The sequence below is a fragment of the Halomonas sp. AOP43-A1-21 genome, assembly GCF_052376775.1.
Lineage (GTDB): Bacteria > Pseudomonadota > Gammaproteobacteria > Pseudomonadales > Halomonadaceae > Vreelandella > Vreelandella colorata.
The window spans coordinates 1-18319 of the sequence record NZ_JBQSWC010000010.1 but is presented as its reverse complement, the minus strand read 5'-3'; the positions used below and the strand labels follow the sequence as shown (position 1 = coordinate 18319).

Below are 18319 nucleotides of genomic sequence, written 5' to 3'. Positions count from 1 at the left end.
CTGTATTTGAGTAAAGACTCGCAGGGAGTGAGTTATCATCCATAATTGAATGTAAGAGAACAGGTTTAATTTAATATAATTCAATTGCTTAGAGGGTTTTTGTAACGAACAACAATGCCTTTTTTAATTTAAATTAAAAAAATACCCTCTCTCATCGTTAGCGGTTATATTGCACCGCGAGAGAGCTACTGGTCGCGATATACCCAAGGTGACAAGCGCTACTCTTCACCTCTTTTCCCATACTAAAAACGAAAGGAAATGCCTAAATGCGTATTAAAATGCTTTTAGCCGCACTTGTGATGCTGGGTAGCTCTTCATTGGCAATGGCCGCCGACTATTACGTTGATATTACTAACCGTACTGGTTACACCATCATGTATATGTATGTCAGCCCTGGCGATTCACAAAATTGGGAAGACGATGTGCTTGGTAGCGATGTGCTCATGGACGGAGTAACGCAGCGCGTTACGTTAACCGGCTATAACAGCCCTAATTTCGACATTCGTCTGGTTGACGAAGATGAAGATAGCTACACCTTCATGAACCTAGATGTATCCAGTGAAGATATCGTCGTCACAATGGATCACCTGGATTAAGTTGCTACGCCTCTGCTGATTCCAATTGGCAGAGGCATTTGAACGGTAAACAACACACGCATCGCCTTGGCTATTTGTGCAGACTTCGCCAACCCCGCCCACGCAGAAGCGGCCGCCGCACAGCAAGCGGACGTGTATATCGCCAGCGCACTGATTTCAGAAACGGGCTATGAAGTAGATGCCGAATTGCTTGCGGGTATCGCCAAACGCCATCAATTTCCCGTACTGCTTTCCAACCATATTTCTCTAACGGGCGGCTGGCAAACCTGCGGTAAAAGCGGTGGCTGGAAGGCGTCAGGGGAGTTGGTTATTTCTGCCGAAGGGAGTGATCCCACTATCGTGTTGTGTCATGTGCGCCAAGGGGCGCTTACACAAAAGAAAATAGATAGCAGATAAATAAAATAAGTCCTAAAATTGGTGTTTAAAATAGAGCTTTTTTGGAGGTCGTGATGCATCAGATACTAGCCGATTTTTCAGTCAGTATCTCTGAGCTGAAGAAGAACCCTTCGGCGCTGCTTTCGCAGGTCAGTGGCTCACCCATAGCAGTACTGAACCATAATAAGCCTGCGGCTTACCTCGTGCCTGCTGAAACCTATGAAGCCATGATGGAAATGCTGGAAGATTACGAACTTGCCAAGCTTGTAGAGGCGCGTCGTGATGACAAGAGTAAAGCGGTGACGGTATCGCTAGATGACCTATAAGCTAAAATTTGTACCGGCGGCGTTGAAAGAATGGGAAAAACTCGGTGCTCCCGTTCGAGATCAATTCAAAAAGAAGTTGGCTGAACGGTTGGAGAATCCCAGAGTACCCGCAGACAAGTTAAGTGGATACGACGCGGTTTATAAGATAAAACTGCGTTCAGCAGGGTACCGTTTGGTTTACGAGATTATTGATAACGAGTTATTTGTCTACGTGCTGGCCGTAGGCAAACGCGATAAAGGTAAAGTATATAGCTCGCTTAAACGGCGCATGTGACTCCACCACCCGAACTTACTGTTCCATATGAATGAAAAAATCATGGCATTGCCATGGTGGCAACTACCCAATTTTTTAATCAAGAGGACGTAATGGGAAAGCTTATTTCACTGATTGTGCTGGTCGCGCTGGGTTATACCGGGGTGTATTTCTATTACGGCCATGCCGTTAAGCAGGAAGTTCAGCAACAGTTGGATAACCGTGGCCTTTCTGCGGTCAGCGTTGATAACGTCGAGTACGGCGTGCTGGCGCCGATTAGCACCTCTGCGAACCTTACCGTCAGCGTTACCTACCGCGGAACACAGGCTGACCTGGATTTAACCGTGGAAGGCCACCCTGTGTTTTCGGATGAGGTAAGCGTCAGGCTCGATGGCCTGCAAGCACTGCGTGTGGGCATCGGCTTCTAAAATCAAAAAAATCAACACGCGCTCAGCCGTGCGCCTGGCAGTATATTGAGATCAAGCTTTCGCTTCACCGAATGGGAGGGAAACCCTCTTTCCGGCGCTTGATGCCTTGCTGAAGTGGGCAGAGCAGAAGGATGACTTTGCCAACCCTGCCCAGCAGAACGATCTGGGTGATGTTGCTAATTATTGAAAGCCTAATGAGCTAACGCAACGTGACGGTTAAAGATGACGACCGTGTGTTCCGTTGTGCATATTAACGACGATGCACCGCAAGTGAATCCTCCGGAGCGTCATGCCGGTCATTCAATCCGTAATCGCGGATGATGGCCGCAACGCGCAGCCGATAGTCGGCAAAGATCTCCTGTCGGCCCGCTTTCTGAATGGAGCGGTGAGGTTCGAACGTCCGCCACTGCCTGACGGCTTTTTCGTCTCGCCAGAAGGAGAGCGATAGGATCTTCCCTGGGTGGGTGAGGCTCTCAAAACGCTCTATCGAAATAAAGCCGTCAATGTCTTTTAGATGCGGGGCCAGAGTGCTAGCGGCGTCCAGGTAGTCGTCTTTTCGATCCTTATGAGGTAGCGCTTCGAATATCACGGCAATCATAAGGCACTCCATGCATCTGTCGGTGCAATACCCAGCGTGCCATCTACCGCTTCAACGAAGCTGCGTTCCTCCTTGAGGATAAAACGCTGAGCCTGCGCCATGGCAAAGTTCGCTCGCCCGCCTTCGTCAGCCTGTAGCCGGAGGCGGTAGGCTTCATAGGCGGCCAGGCTATCGAAAGCGACGAGGCCCCAGGCCACACTATTCGATCCCTCATGGGGAAGAAAATAGCCGATGAGGTGGCCGCCGCAGCGGGGAATGATTTCCCCCCAGTTTTCGGCGTACTCCTTGAAGGCGCTACGTTGGAAGGGATCAATCTCGTAGCGAATCACACAGGTAATCGTCATGGGGTATCTCCTCTGGTTTTAAGGACAATACCGCATTGTCGGCCTCTTATGGTTCGACTAGAATCGAACCATGAGCGAAGGCCCCAATATCGTGCGCATCGCAGCGCTTATCGGAGATAACGCCAGAGCCGAGGTTCTTTCTGCTCTGATGTCAGGCCGTGCGTACACCGCCACTGAGCTGGCAGATACTGCTGGGGTAACCAAGCAAACCATCAGTTTCCATCTTGGCAAGCTGCTGGGGGCTGAGCTGATCACGGTGGAAAAACAGGGTCGCCATCGCTATTTCATGCTGGCCGGGCCAGAAGTGGCTAGCCTTCTTGAAGCGCTGATGGGTCTGACGTTTAAAAGCGGAGGCGATTCCCGCTTTACCGGCCCGCGCGACCCTGCACTGCGTAAAGCTCGTATCTGTTACGACCACCTAGCCGGAGAGTTAGGCGTATGGGTGTATGAGCGGATGCTTCAAACGGGTATCTTTCAACAGCACTCAGGAGGGCTAGACCTTACTAAGCATGGCCGGGTGTGGTTTCTTCAATTGGGTATTGATACCGACGCGCTTGCGTCTTCAAAACGCTCACTGTGTCGAACGTGCCTTGACTGGAGCGAACGCAAGCATCACTTGGCAGGCGCGCTTGGCAGTGCGCTGCTTACCCGTATTCAGGAACTGGGATGGGCGAAGCAAGAGAAGGATTCACGCGTGATTGCGTTCAGCACTTCAGGCGAGAAAGCGCTGCGGGCAATATTCTCATCTCAAAGTACGCCATTGGTTTCAGACCAGCCATCGACCGCTCCACGGCCTGTTGAAATCGAAAACATTCAAGCTATATAGCATACATAGCCCATCTGTACTCTTTGAGACCTAGCCTGATGCACTACCGCCCCATGAAAATTGAAGATTACGACGCCGCCGTGGCGCTTTGGCTGAGCACGGAAGGCGTGCGGCTGCGCGATGCGGATTCTCGTGAGGGCATCGACAAGTATTTGCAACGCAACCCAGGGCTGAGCTTTGTCGCCGAGCAGGATGGCAATTTAGTGGGCACGATAATGGCGGGACATGACGGCCATCGCGGTTTTGTGCAGCATCTAGCGGTCGCGGCGGTTTGCCGAAAGCAGGGTATTGGCTCCGAGCTGGTCTGCCGCTGCATGAACGCGCTAAAGAATGAAGGCATTCAGAAATCGCACCTGATGTTGCTGGTGGATAACGATGCTGGCAAGCGCTTCTGGAAGCGCCTGGGCTGGGAGTTTCGTACCGATATCGAACTTCACTCGTTTATCTTGAGCAGCGGCCCCAACGCTTGAGGCCCCGCTTTATACGTGTTGGTGCTCGGCTTAATACCGTCAATAGCCACCCTGGCCGTTAAGTAAGCTCAAAATGACCGGAAGCGTGATTAGCGACACCAGCAAGGATGCAATGATCGCCAGCGAGATCGTCTCCTGGCGGTATTCGTACTTCTTGGCAAACACGTAAACGCCCGCGCCAATAGGCTGTGCCGCCATAACAACGGCTGCCGCCAGCCACAGCGCATCCTCTTCCCCCATGCCGAAAAGATACACGCCCGACAGCAGCGTGATGGCAGGCTGCACGACAATCTTGAGCAACAGCATGGGTGCGACGATGCCTAACGCATCGCCGGTTATCTGCTCTTTGACGTTGAGCCGGGACAAGCCAAGCCCCAGCGCAAATAGTGCGGTCGGGCCCGCAGCGCTGCCCAGGAAACCGGCAAACGCTTCCAGAAATGCCGGCAGAGGAATACCGAACAGCACGAAGAAAAGCCCCGCCAGCACGGAAACGGTAAGGGGGTTGGTAAAGGTCGTCTTGAAGGCTTTCCAAAGGCTGGTAGCGGCTGGGGTATTGCCTGCGCGGTTGCTGGCAAACAGATCCCAGCTGATGATCACGGCCATTATAGCGGGGATATTATGCAGGATCGTCGCGATGGCCGCCGGTAGCGCCGCCTCCTGCCCGAACACGGAGATAAGAATGGGCACGCCCATATAGCCGGTCGTGCCATAACAGGCGCCCATGCTCAGAATGGACGACTGGGGCAGCGCAATGCCCTTGTATCGGGCAATCAACCCGGCCAGCAGGTACACGCAGACGATGCCTATCAGTGACGAGGCGATAAAGCCCCACTGCTTGAGTTCGTTGATATCGGCCCTGGCAATGGCTAAAAACAGTAGAGCTGGCAGCGCGACATACAGCACGTAGTCGTTGATCAGCTTATCGGAACTGCCGCTATCGGGTTTTACTTTGCCAAACAGGTAGCCAAGAAGAATGACCATGAAAATCGGGATGACGACCAGGAACATAGCGCTTTCTCATGTTGAAGAAGTGTCGGCGTGGGAAACGCACTCGATGGCGGTCATCATCAAAGCTGGCCGCTGTTTTGTTAAATGAATTGTGCCAAGGTTATAATCGTTTTTATCGATAGCGGTGCACATGCGCGGGGCATCTATGCAGTCTGAACACCAAGACGCTTTTTCCTTGAAAGGGCGGGGTATTACGCTCGAACAGCTGCGCGCTTTCGTGACTGTGGCGCAGTACGGCGGGTTTGGTCGCGCGAGTGACGTGCTGGCGCGTACCCAGTCGACGCTAAGCGTTGGCCTTAAACGTCTTGAAGAAGATATTGGCTTTCGCCTCATTGAAAGGCGCCAAGGGCATGTGATCGGGCTGACCGAAGAGGGCCGGCGGCTGTTACCGGCCGCCCGCGATATTCTTCAACGTACCAGCAGAGCGATCAACTCGCTGAAGGCCTCAAGCCTTGAGGGAAAAGTAGCGCTAGGAGTACCGGATGACTTTGCGGTGGGTAACCTTCACCGTGTGATATCGCTCTGCCTTGAGGACAACCCGGGGCTGCGCGTGGAAGTCACAGCGGCCTCCTCTGCGGTGCTTTCGCGAATGGCAGAACAGCAGCAGCTGGATGTAGTAATTCTCAAGGGCGTGGCGGGCCAACCGGTGGTATCGAAAGCCGAGCAGGTCATTCAGGTCGAGCCGCTTTACTGGGTAAGCGCTGGCGCGATCCATTTCGATGACCTGCGCGATATTCCGCTGGTCACGTTTCTGGACGGGTGCGTGATTCGAAGCAGTGCCGTCATGGCGCTGAACGGTGTCGGGCGCTCGCACTACTTCGCTTATGTCAGCGGGTCGTTCGATAACATCAAGAAAGCGGTCATCAGCGGGTTGGGAGTGGGCATCCTGCCCAAAAGCGCGTTATCGGAGGAGCTGTGCGTACTTTCTGAGGCGAACGGCGTCCCGAATTTGCCCTCCATCCAGTTGGTGCTCAGCGCTTCGCAATCAAGCGAGCTGTACGAGCAGTTTGCCCGCTACCTGAGCCGTTCGCTGATCGAGTAACTCGCGCTTAAAGCCCCAGCGCCCCCCGGCGCAGCCAGCCGTGCACAAACACCAGCTTTTGCAGCGTCACTTCTGTCAGCACGAACGGGTACACATCCGAAAGCCCCATGGAGCGGTTGACGTTGTTTACCCCGGCCACCACCGCTGTGGCGATATGGATCAAGCGCTCGGCATCCGGTTCGGCGTAGGCGTCCCATTTCTGATCACGCGGTAGCTCGGGCAAATCCATGCCCGAAGCCACGAAGCTGTCGGTGATATCGGTCAGGTGCAGAAGGTGCGAGACGGTTTCCGCCCAGTCTTCATGCGGGTGAGCCGAGGCGTAGGTCGAGACATAGTGCGCGCGCCAGTCCTCTGGCGGGCCTTCATGGTAGTGATGCTGGAGCGCCTCGGTGTAATCGGCACGCTCATCGTCAAACGCCTTGCGAAAGGCATCCAGAAAATCTTCCCGCAGGCTTAACCGCCACCACAGCATATGGGCGATTTCATGGCGCATATGGCCAATCATGGTGCGGTAAGGCTCTTCCAGCTCTTCGCGGCGTGTTGTGCTCAGTACCGAGTCCGCCTCGGCCACGCTGATCGTGACCACGCCACCCACATGGCCCATGGGCACCGGCGTGGCGCCTTCGGCCAGCATATGAAAGGTGGGCGGTGCGCCCGGGTCTTCCGGCCGAAACCAGTGCCAGCGGCCCAGGTTATCGATCACCCAGCGCTTGGCGGCCTCGGTCAGCGCCCAGTTGGGAATGGCGTCGGGAATCTCCGGGTCCGGCGCCAGAGCGGTCATCGCACAGGCGCGACAGAACTCACCCTCGTTAGGTGCAATCCAGTTGCAGCCAATCACGTCACGGTTGGCGCAGAAGGGCGGCATGGGAATAAACGCTCGCGCCTGGGGGTCGTAAGCCACCGGGACGCCATCGGCGGTCACCAGGTTATCAAACCACAACGAACCGGCACCGACCGGGTTGGAGAAAACGCGCATGGGCCGGGTACTCATAAGAAAGGAGCCTTGAGTCTAGGCAGGGATGCGCGGCTACGTCCAATGCCTTCACGCTTATCGTCTGCATACGCTGTAGGCGAAGGCTTTAGCCCGCAACGATTTCAGCGTGTTATAAATAACCGCATACGAATAACACGTCTGCTTAATATTCTCTCGAAAGGTGCCCCATGGCGATAAGCGAACCCCGCTGGGTAGAAGAGTTGCCGCGACTCTATGCTCACCTCTGGGCATGCCTGACTCAAGGCGTCAACGACCGCCACGCTGCGGCACGTCATCCCACCTTGGCCACTGTAAGCGCCAATGGTATGCCCCAAGCCCGCACGGTAGTGCTGCGCGAAGCCGATCAGCAGGCCGCCACGCTTGCCACCTACACCGATATTCACTCCGATAAAATCGCTGCCCTGCGCGCCAACCCCGTGGCCGCGCTGCACGTATGGGATGCCGAGCAAATGCTGCAATGTCGCATCGAAGCCAACGTCACCATCCTGAATGGCGACGAGGTCAGCGAGCGCTGGCAGCGAATACCCGAACACGCCCGCACCGCCTACAGCCGCGGCCCCGCGCCGGGCGAGCCGATTGCGGATTCACTGGACTACACCAAGACCCCGGCCGAAAGCGCTTTCGCGGTGCTGTGGCTCGACATTCAAGCGATAGAAGCGCTGCACCTGGGCCACCACCACCGCCGCGCGGTGTTCAAGCGGGCGGATAATTGGGCAGGGCAGTGGCTGGTGCCGTAATGGGCGCGTCGGCTAACGCAAATCGCGAGCACTTTTTTTGTAGGAGTCGGCTTCAGCCCACGACGATGTAGGCTACTCAGTCGCGACGACTTTCAAATTCCAAGGAACCCCATGCCCCACGCTGAGCCTACCGAGCAGGATGCTCCACGCTTCACCACCCCTGCCGGTGAGATAATCGGTTGGCGGGATCGCGGCGTTATCCGTGCCACGGGTATCCGCTACGCCCGCGCAGAGCGCTTCTGCGCCCCAGAGGATGAGCCGCCTGCCACCATGCCCATTCAGGCCACTCAGTGGTCCCCCGCTTTGCCACAAAACAGTATTCCTGAGCTGGATGAGGCCTTGGGCATTACCCCCCAGGAGGCGGCCTACTGCGAAGGTGAGCTGCATCTGTCGGTGACCATTCCGGATAGCCCCGCCACGGCGCCGCGCCCGGTGATGGTCTGGATTCACGGTGGCTCTTACGTATTCGGCGCGGCAGACCTCGCGGTATACGACGTACGCCCGCTGGCGCTTGAACAGGACGTGATCGTGGTAGCGGTCAACTACCGGCTCGGCCTGCTGGGTTTTCTGGGCGGCTATGCCAATCGCCCGGCAAACCTGGGCCTGCTCGATCTCATTTCGGCGCTGCGCTGGGTCAACACCAACATTGCGGCCATGGGCGGCGACCCTAACAACGTTACTCTGTTTGGGCATTCCGCCGGAGGCGATGCGGCGGCCCATCTAATGATTGCCGAGGGCATTGATGGGCTTTTTCAGCGCGCCATCATCCAGAGCGCGCCGCTAGGCATCAGCCGCAACCGGGCGAAGATGCACGGCAAGATGAGCCGAAAGGCCGCTGATGTAAAAGACGATACGCCCTTGGAAGAGGTTCTGTGCGCACAAGAGCAGGTGGTTAAAGCCGCCCAAGGGTTTGGGCTGAGATCCGCCATGCCGTTTGGCACCCAGTACGGCCACTACCCGCTGCCCATTGAGGCCGAGGTAGACGCTGCCTGGCGCCGCGCTGCGCCGAAATTCGACATTTTTATTGGCTACACCTTAGAGGAAACCGCGCTGTTTCTAGTGATGTCTCGCAACCTTTCGCGGCTACGCCAGTTTCCATTAATAGGTGAGCGGGCCACCAGGGCGATGGTGGCTGCCACCACGCGCAAAATATACAAGCGCGATGCCCTCATGTTTGCCCGCCGCCACGCGAAAGCCGGTGGCAACGCTTACGTTTATCGGCTGGATTGGGGCAAGGGCCACTATCCGTTTGGCGCCTCCCATACCATTGAGCTTCCGCTACTGTTGGGCGAGCCCGCCAGCTGGCAATATGCCGATATCGTTAAAGACGTGGAACAAACCGATCTGCTTGAGCACGGCCAACGCCTGCGCGAGCTATGGGCAGATTTCGCGCGAAACGGGCAACTGCCGCCCACTGGTCAGCTTGAACCGCAAATAGTGCAGTGGTGGCAGGCCAGCTAGTTAGCGACAAGCGCATTCTCATTATCATGAATGCATTTGCCGACTGGCCCCAGGAGGCTTGCCGATGACGCGCTTGAAAGCACGACTGAATGCCGCTTGAGACGTATAGCCGAGTCGTTGGGCGACCACGTCGATAGATACTCTTTCTTGAGTGAGCCATTGATTGGCAAGACGCATCCGCAGTTCCGTTGCATAGCGTAGGGGTGGCACTCCGATGGTGGTTTGAAAGCGTTGTGCGAAAACTGAGCGAGAGACATGCGACTCCGCAGCCAACTCTGCCACTGTCCATTCACGGCCAGGCTGGCGGTGCAGCGCCAGTATGGCACGAGCAAGACGTGGGTCACGCAATGCCGCAACGAGACCAGAGGCGTTTTCACAGCCGGACTCGATCCAGCCGCGCACCATCATGGCTGCCGCAACCTCCGCGAGCCGAGCCAGAATACCCGCGAAACCGATACGACCGGCGCAGATTTCCCGTTTCATTGAATCAAGCATAGGCAGCAAGCCAGGGTAGCGATCCCCCAGCGTGTCAGCCACCATGACGGTTGGCATCAATTTACCAAGCCCCTGCATGCCGCCTAGATCGAACTCCATGCAACCGTAGAAAATGACGGCACTGGGTGTCGGGTGAGTACTGGGGCATGTGTCTACCCCGCTGACGGCTTCGCCAAGGGGCGCAGCATCGAATGTGTCGATGCTCTGAAATGAAACCTTCGCATCCGATAGAAGCTGATGCCTCCCCCCTTGAGGTATAAACACAGCGCTTCCAGCGGACAGTTCATGCAACTCACCATCATCTGTACGTAAAAAGGCAGTACCAACCGCCAGAAAGTGGAAGTAAGCGTGTCCTGGCTTGTCTTCGAAGCCTAAACCGAAAGATGGGCCTGTCTGAATGCGGCGGTATTGGACGCCACGCAGGCGCATGCCGGTCAGCAGTTCGCTGATGAGATCAGATGACAGGGCAAATTTATCTTTATTGGTCATTTTAGGCGTTTCGATCAAAAAAATGAGATTTATGATCATAGATCATCCAGGTTTACAGCTCTAGACTTTCAGCTTCAAAAGTTTCTAGAGAAGTTTCGAAATGAGTAATGACGTTTTTGATGCTGGAAAAATGGCCGATACAGGCGGTGCGGCCAGCAGTGAACCTGCTGCACCGGCGTGGATGGCGGTGTTTTCACTAGCAATGGGCGTGTTCGGGTTGCTGACGGCGGAGTACTTACCCGCCAGTCTGTTGACGCCGATGGCAACAGACCTCGGCGTGTCGGAGGCACTCGCGGGTCAAGCGGTGACGGTGACGGCGGTGATGGCTCTGTTTGCCGGGCTGCTGGTGCCCAGGTTAACGCGCAGTTTCGATCGGCGCGTGGTCTTGCTGGCGTTTACCATCCTAATGATCGCCTCCAACCTGCTCGTGGCGCTTTCCTCCAACCTGACCGTGCTGCTGGTGATGCGCATTCTATTAGGCATCGCGTTGGGGGGCTTCTGGAGCATGGCGGCAGCCGTGGCCATGCGGCTAGTGCCCGCCAATTTGGTGCCGCGAGCACTCTCCATCATCTTCAGCGGCATCGCGATCGGAACGGTGGTGTCCGTGCCACTGGGGAGCTACCTGGGTGGGCTCTATGGCTGGCGCAGTGCCTTTATCGCCGCTGCAGCTGTTGGCGGGATTACGCTGGTCTTTCAATGGTGCACGCTACCGCGTATGGCGCCGCGCAAAATGACGCATACCGCATCGGTGCTTGAACTGCTCCGCCGCCCGGGTATTGCGATTGGCATGATGGGCTGCGTACTTGCCCATACGGGCCAATATGCCTTGTTTACCTATATTCGACCGGCGCTTGAAAGCGTGGGTGACATTGATGTCGACGGTTTGGCGCTGATGCTTCTGGGGTTCGGTTTCGCCAACTTCGTCGGTACGCTGCTGGCCGGCTGGCTGATGGAACGTAGCCTGCGCGCGACCTTGGTGCTGATGCCGGCACTGGTAGGTGTGGCAGCGTTCGGCATGATCTTGCTACCCGTCCAGGGAACCGCGCTGATGCTCCTGGTCGCGCTGTGGGGCATGGCCTTCGGCGGTGTACCGGTGGCTTGGTCCAACTGGGTTGCGCGCGCCGTGCCCGATCAAGCGGAGACCGCCGGTGGAATGGTCGTCGCGGCGGTGCAATCATCCATCGCCACCGGCGCTGCATTGGGTGGCCTTGTTTTCGGCTTTAGTGGCGTCACCGGCGTTTTCATTACCGCAGGCGCGGTGATGTTGCTCGCCGCACTCGTGATTGCTCTGCGCGTCCGGGTCGAACTACCGCAGCACGGTGCAACCACCGGCGCCGGAATACATGTTTGAATGACTTTTTAACCCAGGTTTGTTCCGGGGAGGGGACAGGCATTACTGGCACCACCCGGAGCAGCACACTGAATGTTGAGATACGGCCAACGCCTGCGAGCGCTATGAGCTGACGCCGCGCTTATCGTATCCGCCTATGGCCGTGAGAGCGCTGGCCCTCGCTTGCTCAAGAAAGAGAAGAGAATAGAAGAACCGAAGCCTGAACATCCTCCCGGTCAGCGTCCTCACAAAGGCTGGCGTTAGTTTCCCACAGCCCAGTCCCGCAATATTCGCCAAGGTCATACTGGCTCAGTATCATAAGCAGCCTAAACCAAGCCACAGAAGTCATCATTCATGTCGTGCCCACCTTGCCCAAACTGCCAATCCGAATTCGTCTATCAGGATCAAAGCCTGTTCATTTGCCCCGAGTGCGCCCACGAATGGAACCCTTCTGAAACAGAGTCGGAAGACGCTGTGACGGTCAACGATGCCAACGGCACGCTGTTAGCGGAAGGCGATAAGGTAACGATGATCAAAGACCTCAAAGTCAAAGGCAGCTCGCTGGTACTCAAGGTAGGCACCAAAGCCGTTATCAAGCGGCTCAAAGACAGCAAGGATCATCAACTGGACTGCAAGGTCGACGGCGTTGGCGACATGATGGTAACCGCTCATTTTGTGAAAAAGGCCTGAACCACGCCTGGAAGTTGTTGGTCAACGTCACTAATCAGACCGCTATCCACATTACGACGCAGTAAGATTAAGTTCATCCACCACCACTGCGTCACACAACATATCCGCAAAGCTTGCCAGGGCCGGTGTCCAGGTTGCCGGTTCGGGGGCGACAAAATAGGTATCAATGTGGGCAATAGAAGCGGGCAGAGCCAGCGTGTGAATCCCGAACCGGTGCTTGTGAGCGTCTACCGTTCCACGCGGTAGCACCGTGTAGCCCATCCCAGCAGCGACACAGCCCAACATCGCATCCAGCGAGCCGAACTCGAATATCCGGCCCGCATTGACACCATAGGACGCCAGCAATAGCTCGATACGCTGGCGGTAGCTGCACCCTTGGCGAAACGCCATGAAGGCAGACGCCAGCAGCGCTTGTGAAGAGGGCATCGTCGTCATGGGCATCGAACCCACTAACACAAGTTCCTCGCTAAATGCTTTAAGCACGTGGGAGCGGCTATGCTCAAGCCGCCCAGCCACGAAGGCACAGTCTACCTGCCCGTTTAGCAGCAGCTCGACCAGCTCAGCCGTTGGCCCGGTCTTGAGCTGGATATCAACATCAGGCTGCGCTGCGTGATACGCCGCTAGTATTGGGGGAAGGCGCAATGCCGTTGTGGTCTCCATGGCGCCTATCCGTAGCCGCCCACACGCCTTCTCCTGACCCTTGAACAGCGATACCGCTTCATCATGGGCAGTCAACATGCGCTCAGCGTACTCCACCAGCGCCAAACCAGCGCTTGTAGGGCGAACACGTCCCGCACGATGAATAAGCTGTACGCCTAACTCCTCCTCAAGTTTCTTGATGTGAGTTGTCACGTTGGATTGCACCGTGTGCAAGCGTTTTGCCGCTGCCACGAAACTGCCTGTCTCGGCCACCGCCATAAATAGTCGTAATGATTTAAGCTGCATACTCACCTTTCTGCCAAGCCAGCGTTATCTCAAAAAAAATAGTAGCTATCAAAACAAATCGTTTCTAGGAATAACTCCTCATCCGTAGTCTGGCTGTGTACTACCGCGCTGCCCACCTTGCCTGAAAGGCGGCACAAAAAGGACACAACCTGATGAGCCGAAAATTTACTTCCCACGATTTGCCCGCCCTGATGACCGGCATAATGGCGACCCTGGCGGGGATCGGCATTGCTCGCTTTGCCTACACGCCGCTATTACCAGCGATTATTCAGGAGGGTTGGTTTACCGCAAGCCAGGGCGCCTACCTGGGGGCCGCCAACCTGCTGGGCTACTTTATCGGTGCGCTTGTCGCCCACGCCCTGAGTGAGCGCTTTTCTACGCGCTGCGTAATGGCGGCAAGCTTCGCAGGTATCGCTTTAAGCTTTGTGCTTTGCGCTGGGGAGGGCGGTTTCACCTGGTTCTTCTTCTGGCGCCTGGTGTCGGGCATTGCGGGCGCCATCTTAATGGTGGTTGGCCCTTCGCTGGCGTTGGCGGCCACGCCCACAGAAAGACGAACCCGTGTCGGTGCCATGGTGTTTACGGGGATTGGCCTGGGCGCACTGCTTTCAGCCTTCATCGTGCCATTGCTGCTTGAATTAAGTCTCGCGTTTACGTGGGGCGCGTTGGGGCTGCTCTGCATTATGGCGGGGCTTTTATGCAATCACAGCATCACTCGGCTGGCGTTACCTGCCACGGCCAGCCCAACGGCCAATAAATCCAGGGAGTATTCGGGGGTAAAGGTCGTCGTGTGGCTGGTCATTAGTGCGTATGCCCTGGATGCGGTTGGGTTTGTGCCCCATACCGTGTTCTGGGTGGATTATCTCGCCAGGGAAAACGCATTAGGTAACCAGGCCGCTTCATTTCAGTGGGGCATCTTTGGCTTAGGGGCGGTGTGCGGGCCGCTAATGGTCGGCGCCCTGGCGCAGCGAGCAGGTTGGCATTATGGTTTGGCGATTGCTTTTGTAGCGAAGGCTGCCGCTGTTCTGCTGCCGGTGTTCTCGCTAGCACTGATCAGCCAATCGGTTTCCTCTTTTATGGTAGGGGCGATGATTCCCGGCATTGTCGCACTCACCTCGGGCCGCCTTGCTGAGTTGGTAGGGCCAACCGCGCACAAGAAAATCTGGGGGCAAGCCACCGCCGCTTTTGCTGCTGCCCAGGCAGTGGCTGGCTATGCCATGTCGGCACTCTATGGCGTTTGGGGCACTTACTCGCCGCTGTTCGCCATCAGCGGCCTCATGCTCGTCGCAGGCTTTTTGCTGGTACTGCTTAGTCGTGCTTTGCAGCAGCGCAACGCGGCGCTTACTGCTCAAAACAGGAGATAATAATGGAACTCTACCTAAACGTTACATCGCCCTACGCGCGCCTGGTGCGCATCGTGCTACTAGAAAAAGGCCTGAGCAAAGCCGTTACGCTGAAATGGTGTGACCCCTGGGTAGACGACCCCGCACTACTCAAGGCCAACCCTGCCGGGCGTATTCCTGCGCTAGTCACCGAGGAAGGCACTACGCTCAGCGAATCAATGCTGATTGCTGTTTACCTGGATAGCGCTTATCCGGAGAAGCCCGTGTTGCCAACGTCTCGCTTGAGCGAGGTGATGCACTTGGCGGGGTTGGGGCAAAACCTCATGGAAGCGGCTTTTACGATGGTGATTGCCAGAAAGCACACCGGCAATGAGGTCGACAATAGCGTGCTGGGCCAACGGCGTTCGCGGGCCGTTCAGCGGCTGCTCGAACAATTGAACCGAGAGCTTGGTGAAGCACCTGTGGACGCCATTAATCTTGGTGAAATCGCTGTCGCAGTGGCGTTGGATTACCTCGCTTTCAGATTGCCGGAGGTAGCGTGGCAGGAGATCTATCGACCGCTTGCTTCGTGGCACCAGGGTGTGATCACACGTTCGAGCTTTCAGGCGACTGCGTTTACCACACCGTAACGATGATCCAGCGACGAGGAGAAAAGGCCACTGCAACGCCAGCGCTACCGATTAAAAAACTAATCCGCCGCGATGGGATTAATCTAAGTTAACTGCTAGTCTCAGGATATTAGAGCGAAAAACTCCGCAGGGAACACACGATGCAGAATGCTTGCCAACGGTTCACCCTACCAAGCAGCTCATACAAGGGCAGGCCAACGGCATTCTGCTGGCCGGCTCTACGGACGGTTGCCCCCCGCGAACGCGGCTATCTGCCACGCCACTACTTTTCATGCAAAGACGTGCCGGTAGACGACTTATTCAGCGTTTCTGAAAGCATGACTTATCGCCTTTTTTAAAGGGCATACAGTATTTTTTTCGCTGGGTAAGATTCAGAGTGTTACTTGGAGTTATGAGCAATCAGCTGAGTCGATGGGGGCGGGATAGGATCTTATGAGTCAATTGATAAATGACATCTTTCGACCCAAAGCGGACTATTAATAAATTTCAGTGGCCGACTATAGACGACGGTCGGTAACAATTGTTATCGAACCTAGATTCCTCTCGGCTCTCGGTCGAGTCGTATATATATAAGCACGTTACTAACATAACAACATTAGCTTTTGGGGGCGCCCTATGTGCTGTCTGGGTGCGCATCCTACATTTCGTTTGCGAGGCGCTTTAATGGCAGAAAAAAAACCAGATTCTCTTTCGTCCGGAGATATATCGCTTCGGTTTATAGAACTCTGCCAGTTTCGTCGGCTGGGCAAAATTCGGCTAGAAGTTGACAAAAAAACAACCATCTTAGTTGGCGCAAACAATAGTGGTAAAACCTCGGTTTTAGCCGCCATCCGCCATTTTCTTGCGGATCAGTCTTCTTTTGGCGCATTCGATATCAGTATCTCGCAATGGCCAGAACTGCGAGCTCTAGGTAGAAATTGGGAGGCGCTGACCGAAGATCCATTAACAGTAGCTGGCGCCGAAGGGCTGTGGGAAAAGCAGCTCCAGATAATTCTTGCGGCCATGCCAACATTGGATCTCTGGTTTGATGCGGAGCCCGGTATGTACCACTACGTCGCACCATTCCTTTCCAAGCTCAGTTGGAAAGGAGGGGCTGTCGGTGTTCGTCTGCGGTTGGAGCCAGCCGCAAGCATAGATGATCTAAAGCAACTGGCATGGGCTTATAACAATGCGCGTTTACCGGTAAAGGACATGGGGGCGGACTCGCTAGCATGGCCAATTGACCTGCTCGATTTTTGGTTACGTGAGCCATCTAAGCTTGGCCATGTTCGCGTATACAAGCTAAGTGCAGATAATAACCCAGTGACGAGTCCTGCGACTTATGCTACTCAGACACTCTCTGAAGATGCCAATCCAATTGAGCGTAAGCACCTATCTAGACTCATACGCGTTGACTTTGTAGCTGCCCAGCGTGGACTTGGAAGTGAAGAAGCAGGGTCTAGGTCTGTTTCGGGTCCGCACCGAGTCGGAATGTTTTCAAATCAACTTCTCAAATTTGCCCAGCAGCACTTAAACGTTTCCAGCACTGGACACGGTCACCGTGCGGATCTTATCCAAGCCGTAGCTGAGGCACAGAGAGATTTGGATGAGAAGATTCATGACGCCATCGCCGATTCAGTTGAGGAAGTGAGGGAGCTTGGCTATCCGGGCTTACATGATCCCCAAGAGATTCGCTTTCGAACTCGCATTCAGACGGCGGATCTGCTCGATCATGGAACAGCTGTCCAGTACAGTATGCAAAAGGATTCACTAGAAGAGCTCCTACCTGAACACTCTATTGGGCTCGGTTACCAGAATCTCCAGTCCCTTAGCTACCAGCTAGTTTCCTTTAAAGCTGCTCGCCTCCAGCCTGAAAAAGGTTCTCCTGAACCCATTCACTTGGTGATGATTGAGGAGCCTGAAGCGCATCTTCACGTTCAGGTGCAGCGCATCTTTCCCGATAAAGCGCACAAACTTATCAGCCCTTTGAAGAGCGTGTCCGGCCTTAAAAGCCAGCTGCTCATTAGTACGCATTCTAGCCATCTTGCTCATTCAGAGAACTTCGACCGACTCAGGTATGTACGTCGCATAGCCAAGAGTGCTACGAATTCATTTCCAGCGACCGAAGTGGTCAATCTTGGACAGGTCTTTGGTGATGACAAAAAGACCCGTCAATTCGCGGAACGCTACTTCCGTGTTCAGCACACGGATCTGTTGTTCGCCAACGCAGCTGTTTTCGTTGAGGGTAGTGCAGAGCGAATGCTTGTGCCGCTCTTTATTGAGCGAGACTTTAAGGCATTGAGGAGCAGATATGTTTCCTTTTTGGATATTGGGGGGAGCCATGCTCACCGACTCAAGCCACTCGTCGAGAAACTCCGTATTCCTACGGTCATCATTACTGACATCGATCCCTCTAAAGAAAAAGAAGGTAAGCCCAAGAAAAATGGAGAGCCTAGCAAAAGGCTCATGGCTGTTGCGAACACGGGGCAAGGTGGGCTTCACTGCGGTAACCAAACTCTTCGTGAATGGCATCCGAAACTGGAACAATTGAATGATTTTAAGAACCCGACTGAAGCTCAATTAGTATGGAGTGAGGTCGCAGATTGCCTTGTGCGTTTCGCTTGGCAATTACCTGTAGAAGAAGCTGATGGCAGCTGGCCCAGCACGTTTGAGGATTCACTAGTCCTGACGAATTTGCATTGGTTTAAGAACCTGATGGATGAAAAACTCGATGAGGATGGTGAAGAGATTGAAGCACCGAAGGGGGCACTAGGCTCGGTGTCAAAAAGGGTTGCTAAAGCCGAAAGCACTCCAGAACTGCTGGTTGCACTTCATGCGCTTATGCACGGTTCGTTCGATAAAGGTGAATTCGCTGCTAGTATTTTTGAAATGATCTCTTCGGATGAGCCGGTCGTGGCTCCTAAGTATATCACGGACGCACTGACTTGGTTGGAGCAGCAGCTT

At 55.1% G+C, this 18319-nt stretch carries 21 protein-coding genes; 15 read left to right on the top strand and 6 right to left on the bottom strand.

The genetic code is table 11. From position 1 onward, the window contains the following. The first annotated feature begins 266 nt into the window (after positions 1 to 266). The 5 genes from ACT3R7_RS07440 (at position 267) to ACT3R7_RS07420 (ending at position 1978) form a co-directional block, all read left to right on the top strand. The gene (locus tag ACT3R7_RS07440; protein ID WP_193091369.1) at positions 267 to 596 is read left to right on the top strand and encodes a hypothetical protein; all 330 of its coding nucleotides are present in this window, start codon (positions 267 to 269) and stop codon (positions 594 to 596) included. A 66-nt stretch (positions 597 to 662) separates the two neighbouring features. Further along, complete coding sequence (locus tag ACT3R7_RS07435) at positions 663 to 992, top strand: hypothetical protein (RefSeq protein WP_226940089.1); 330 nt, start codon at positions 663 to 665, stop codon at positions 990 to 992. Between the two features lie 53 nt (positions 993 to 1045). After that, a complete protein-coding gene (locus ACT3R7_RS07430; RefSeq protein WP_192538402.1) occupies positions 1046 to 1297 on the top strand; it encodes a type II toxin-antitoxin system Phd/YefM family antitoxin in 252 nt (83 codons plus the stop codon). Next, positions 1287 to 1571: a type II toxin-antitoxin system RelE family toxin gene (locus ACT3R7_RS07425; protein WP_193091370.1), complete on the top strand. Its 285-nt coding sequence runs from the start codon at positions 1287 to 1289 to the stop codon at positions 1569 to 1571. The genes ACT3R7_RS07430 and ACT3R7_RS07425 overlap by 11 nt, the downstream gene beginning before the upstream one ends. A 92-nt stretch (positions 1572 to 1663) precedes the next feature. After that, complete coding sequence (locus tag ACT3R7_RS07420) at positions 1664 to 1978, top strand: hypothetical protein (protein ID WP_193091371.1); 315 nt, start codon at positions 1664 to 1666, stop codon at positions 1976 to 1978. 250 nt (positions 1979 to 2228) lie between these two features. On the opposite strand, the gene ACT3R7_RS07415 is transcribed toward ACT3R7_RS07420, so the two are convergent. Together ACT3R7_RS07415 and ACT3R7_RS07410 are read right to left on the bottom strand one after the other, a co-directional pair. Then, the gene (locus tag ACT3R7_RS07415; protein WP_193091372.1) at positions 2229 to 2576 is read right to left on the bottom strand and encodes an antibiotic biosynthesis monooxygenase family protein; all 348 of its coding nucleotides are present in this window, start codon (positions 2574 to 2576) and stop codon (positions 2229 to 2231) included. Continuing rightward, the gene (locus tag ACT3R7_RS07410) at positions 2573 to 2920 is read right to left on the bottom strand and encodes an NIPSNAP family protein (protein WP_193091373.1); all 348 of its coding nucleotides are present in this window, start codon (positions 2918 to 2920) and stop codon (positions 2573 to 2575) included. Before ACT3R7_RS07410 ends, ACT3R7_RS07415 begins: the two co-directional genes overlap by 4 nt. A gap of 70 nt (positions 2921 to 2990) precedes the next feature. Between ACT3R7_RS07410 and ACT3R7_RS07405 the strand changes: the two genes are divergently transcribed. Together ACT3R7_RS07405 and ACT3R7_RS07400 are read left to right on the top strand one after the other, a co-directional pair. Further along, positions 2991 to 3746: an ArsR/SmtB family transcription factor gene (locus tag ACT3R7_RS07405; protein WP_193091374.1), complete on the top strand. Its 756-nt coding sequence runs from the start codon at positions 2991 to 2993 to the stop codon at positions 3744 to 3746. A 53-nt stretch (positions 3747 to 3799) separates the two neighbouring features. After that, positions 3800 to 4216, top strand: coding sequence for a GNAT family N-acetyltransferase (locus ACT3R7_RS07400; RefSeq protein ID WP_496198958.1), 417 nt, complete (start codon positions 3800 to 3802; stop codon positions 4214 to 4216). Positions 4217 to 4255: 39 nt separating this feature from the next. Here the strand turns inward: ACT3R7_RS07400 and ACT3R7_RS07395 are convergent, their stop codons facing one another. Then, positions 4256 to 5224 (bottom strand): AEC family transporter, encoded by a 969-nt coding sequence (locus ACT3R7_RS07395; RefSeq protein WP_193091376.1) that lies wholly within the window; start codon positions 5222 to 5224, stop codon positions 4256 to 4258. Between the two features lie 145 nt (positions 5225 to 5369). Between ACT3R7_RS07395 and ACT3R7_RS07390 the strand changes: the two genes are divergently transcribed. Continuing rightward, on the top strand, positions 5370 to 6266 hold the full coding sequence (locus ACT3R7_RS07390; RefSeq protein ID WP_193091377.1) for a LysR family transcriptional regulator: 897 nt from the start codon (positions 5370 to 5372) through the stop codon (positions 6264 to 6266). 7 nt (positions 6267 to 6273) lie between these two features. Here the strand turns inward: ACT3R7_RS07390 and ACT3R7_RS07385 are convergent, their stop codons facing one another. After that, positions 6274 to 7242: a zinc-binding metallopeptidase family protein gene (locus tag ACT3R7_RS07385; RefSeq protein ID WP_193091386.1), complete on the bottom strand. Its 969-nt coding sequence runs from the start codon at positions 7240 to 7242 to the stop codon at positions 6274 to 6276. Between the two features lie 185 nt (positions 7243 to 7427). Here ACT3R7_RS07385 and ACT3R7_RS07380 point away from each other — a divergent pair, with 185 nt between their 5' ends. Beyond that, the gene (locus tag ACT3R7_RS07380; RefSeq protein ID WP_193091378.1) at positions 7428 to 7997 is read left to right on the top strand and encodes a pyridoxamine 5'-phosphate oxidase family protein; all 570 of its coding nucleotides are present in this window, start codon (positions 7428 to 7430) and stop codon (positions 7995 to 7997) included. Between the two features lie 111 nt (positions 7998 to 8108). After that, entirely contained in the window at positions 8109 to 9458 is a 1350-nt protein-coding gene (locus tag ACT3R7_RS07375; RefSeq protein WP_193091379.1) for a carboxylesterase family protein, read from the top strand. A 24-nt stretch (positions 9459 to 9482) separates the two neighbouring features. Here ACT3R7_RS07375 and ACT3R7_RS07370 read toward each other — a convergent pair whose 3' ends face one another. Then, on the bottom strand, positions 9483 to 10481 hold the full coding sequence (locus ACT3R7_RS07370; protein WP_192538392.1) for an AraC family transcriptional regulator: 999 nt from the start codon (positions 10479 to 10481) through the stop codon (positions 9483 to 9485). Between the two features lie 61 nt (positions 10482 to 10542). Between ACT3R7_RS07370 and ACT3R7_RS07365 the strand changes: the two genes are divergently transcribed. Beyond that, a complete protein-coding gene (locus ACT3R7_RS07365; RefSeq protein ID WP_225736188.1) occupies positions 10543 to 11793 on the top strand; it encodes an MFS transporter in 1251 nt (416 codons plus the stop codon). A 333-nt stretch (positions 11794 to 12126) separates the two neighbouring features. Continuing rightward, positions 12127 to 12462: a zinc ribbon domain-containing protein YjdM gene (locus ACT3R7_RS07360; protein ID WP_192538390.1), complete on the top strand. Its 336-nt coding sequence runs from the start codon at positions 12127 to 12129 to the stop codon at positions 12460 to 12462. A gap of 51 nt (positions 12463 to 12513) precedes the next feature. On the opposite strand, the gene ACT3R7_RS07355 is transcribed toward ACT3R7_RS07360, so the two are convergent. After that, a complete protein-coding gene (locus tag ACT3R7_RS07355; RefSeq protein WP_192538388.1) occupies positions 12514 to 13407 on the bottom strand; it encodes a LysR family transcriptional regulator in 894 nt (297 codons plus the stop codon). A 152-nt stretch (positions 13408 to 13559) separates the two neighbouring features. Between ACT3R7_RS07355 and ACT3R7_RS07350 the strand changes: the two genes are divergently transcribed. From ACT3R7_RS07350 to ACT3R7_RS07340, 3 genes are all read left to right on the top strand, one after another. Next, positions 13560 to 14768, top strand: a complete 1209-nt coding sequence (locus ACT3R7_RS07350; protein WP_193091380.1) for a YbfB/YjiJ family MFS transporter — start codon at positions 13560 to 13562, stop codon at positions 14766 to 14768. Between the two features lie 2 nt (positions 14769 to 14770). Next, positions 14771 to 15376 (top strand): glutathione S-transferase family protein, encoded by a 606-nt coding sequence (locus ACT3R7_RS07345; protein WP_193091381.1) that lies wholly within the window; start codon positions 14771 to 14773, stop codon positions 15374 to 15376. 663 nt (positions 15377 to 16039) lie between these two features. Further along, positions 16040 to 18319 (top strand): AAA family ATPase (locus tag ACT3R7_RS07340; protein ID WP_496198957.1); only part of this gene is annotated, 2280 nt, incomplete at its 3' end.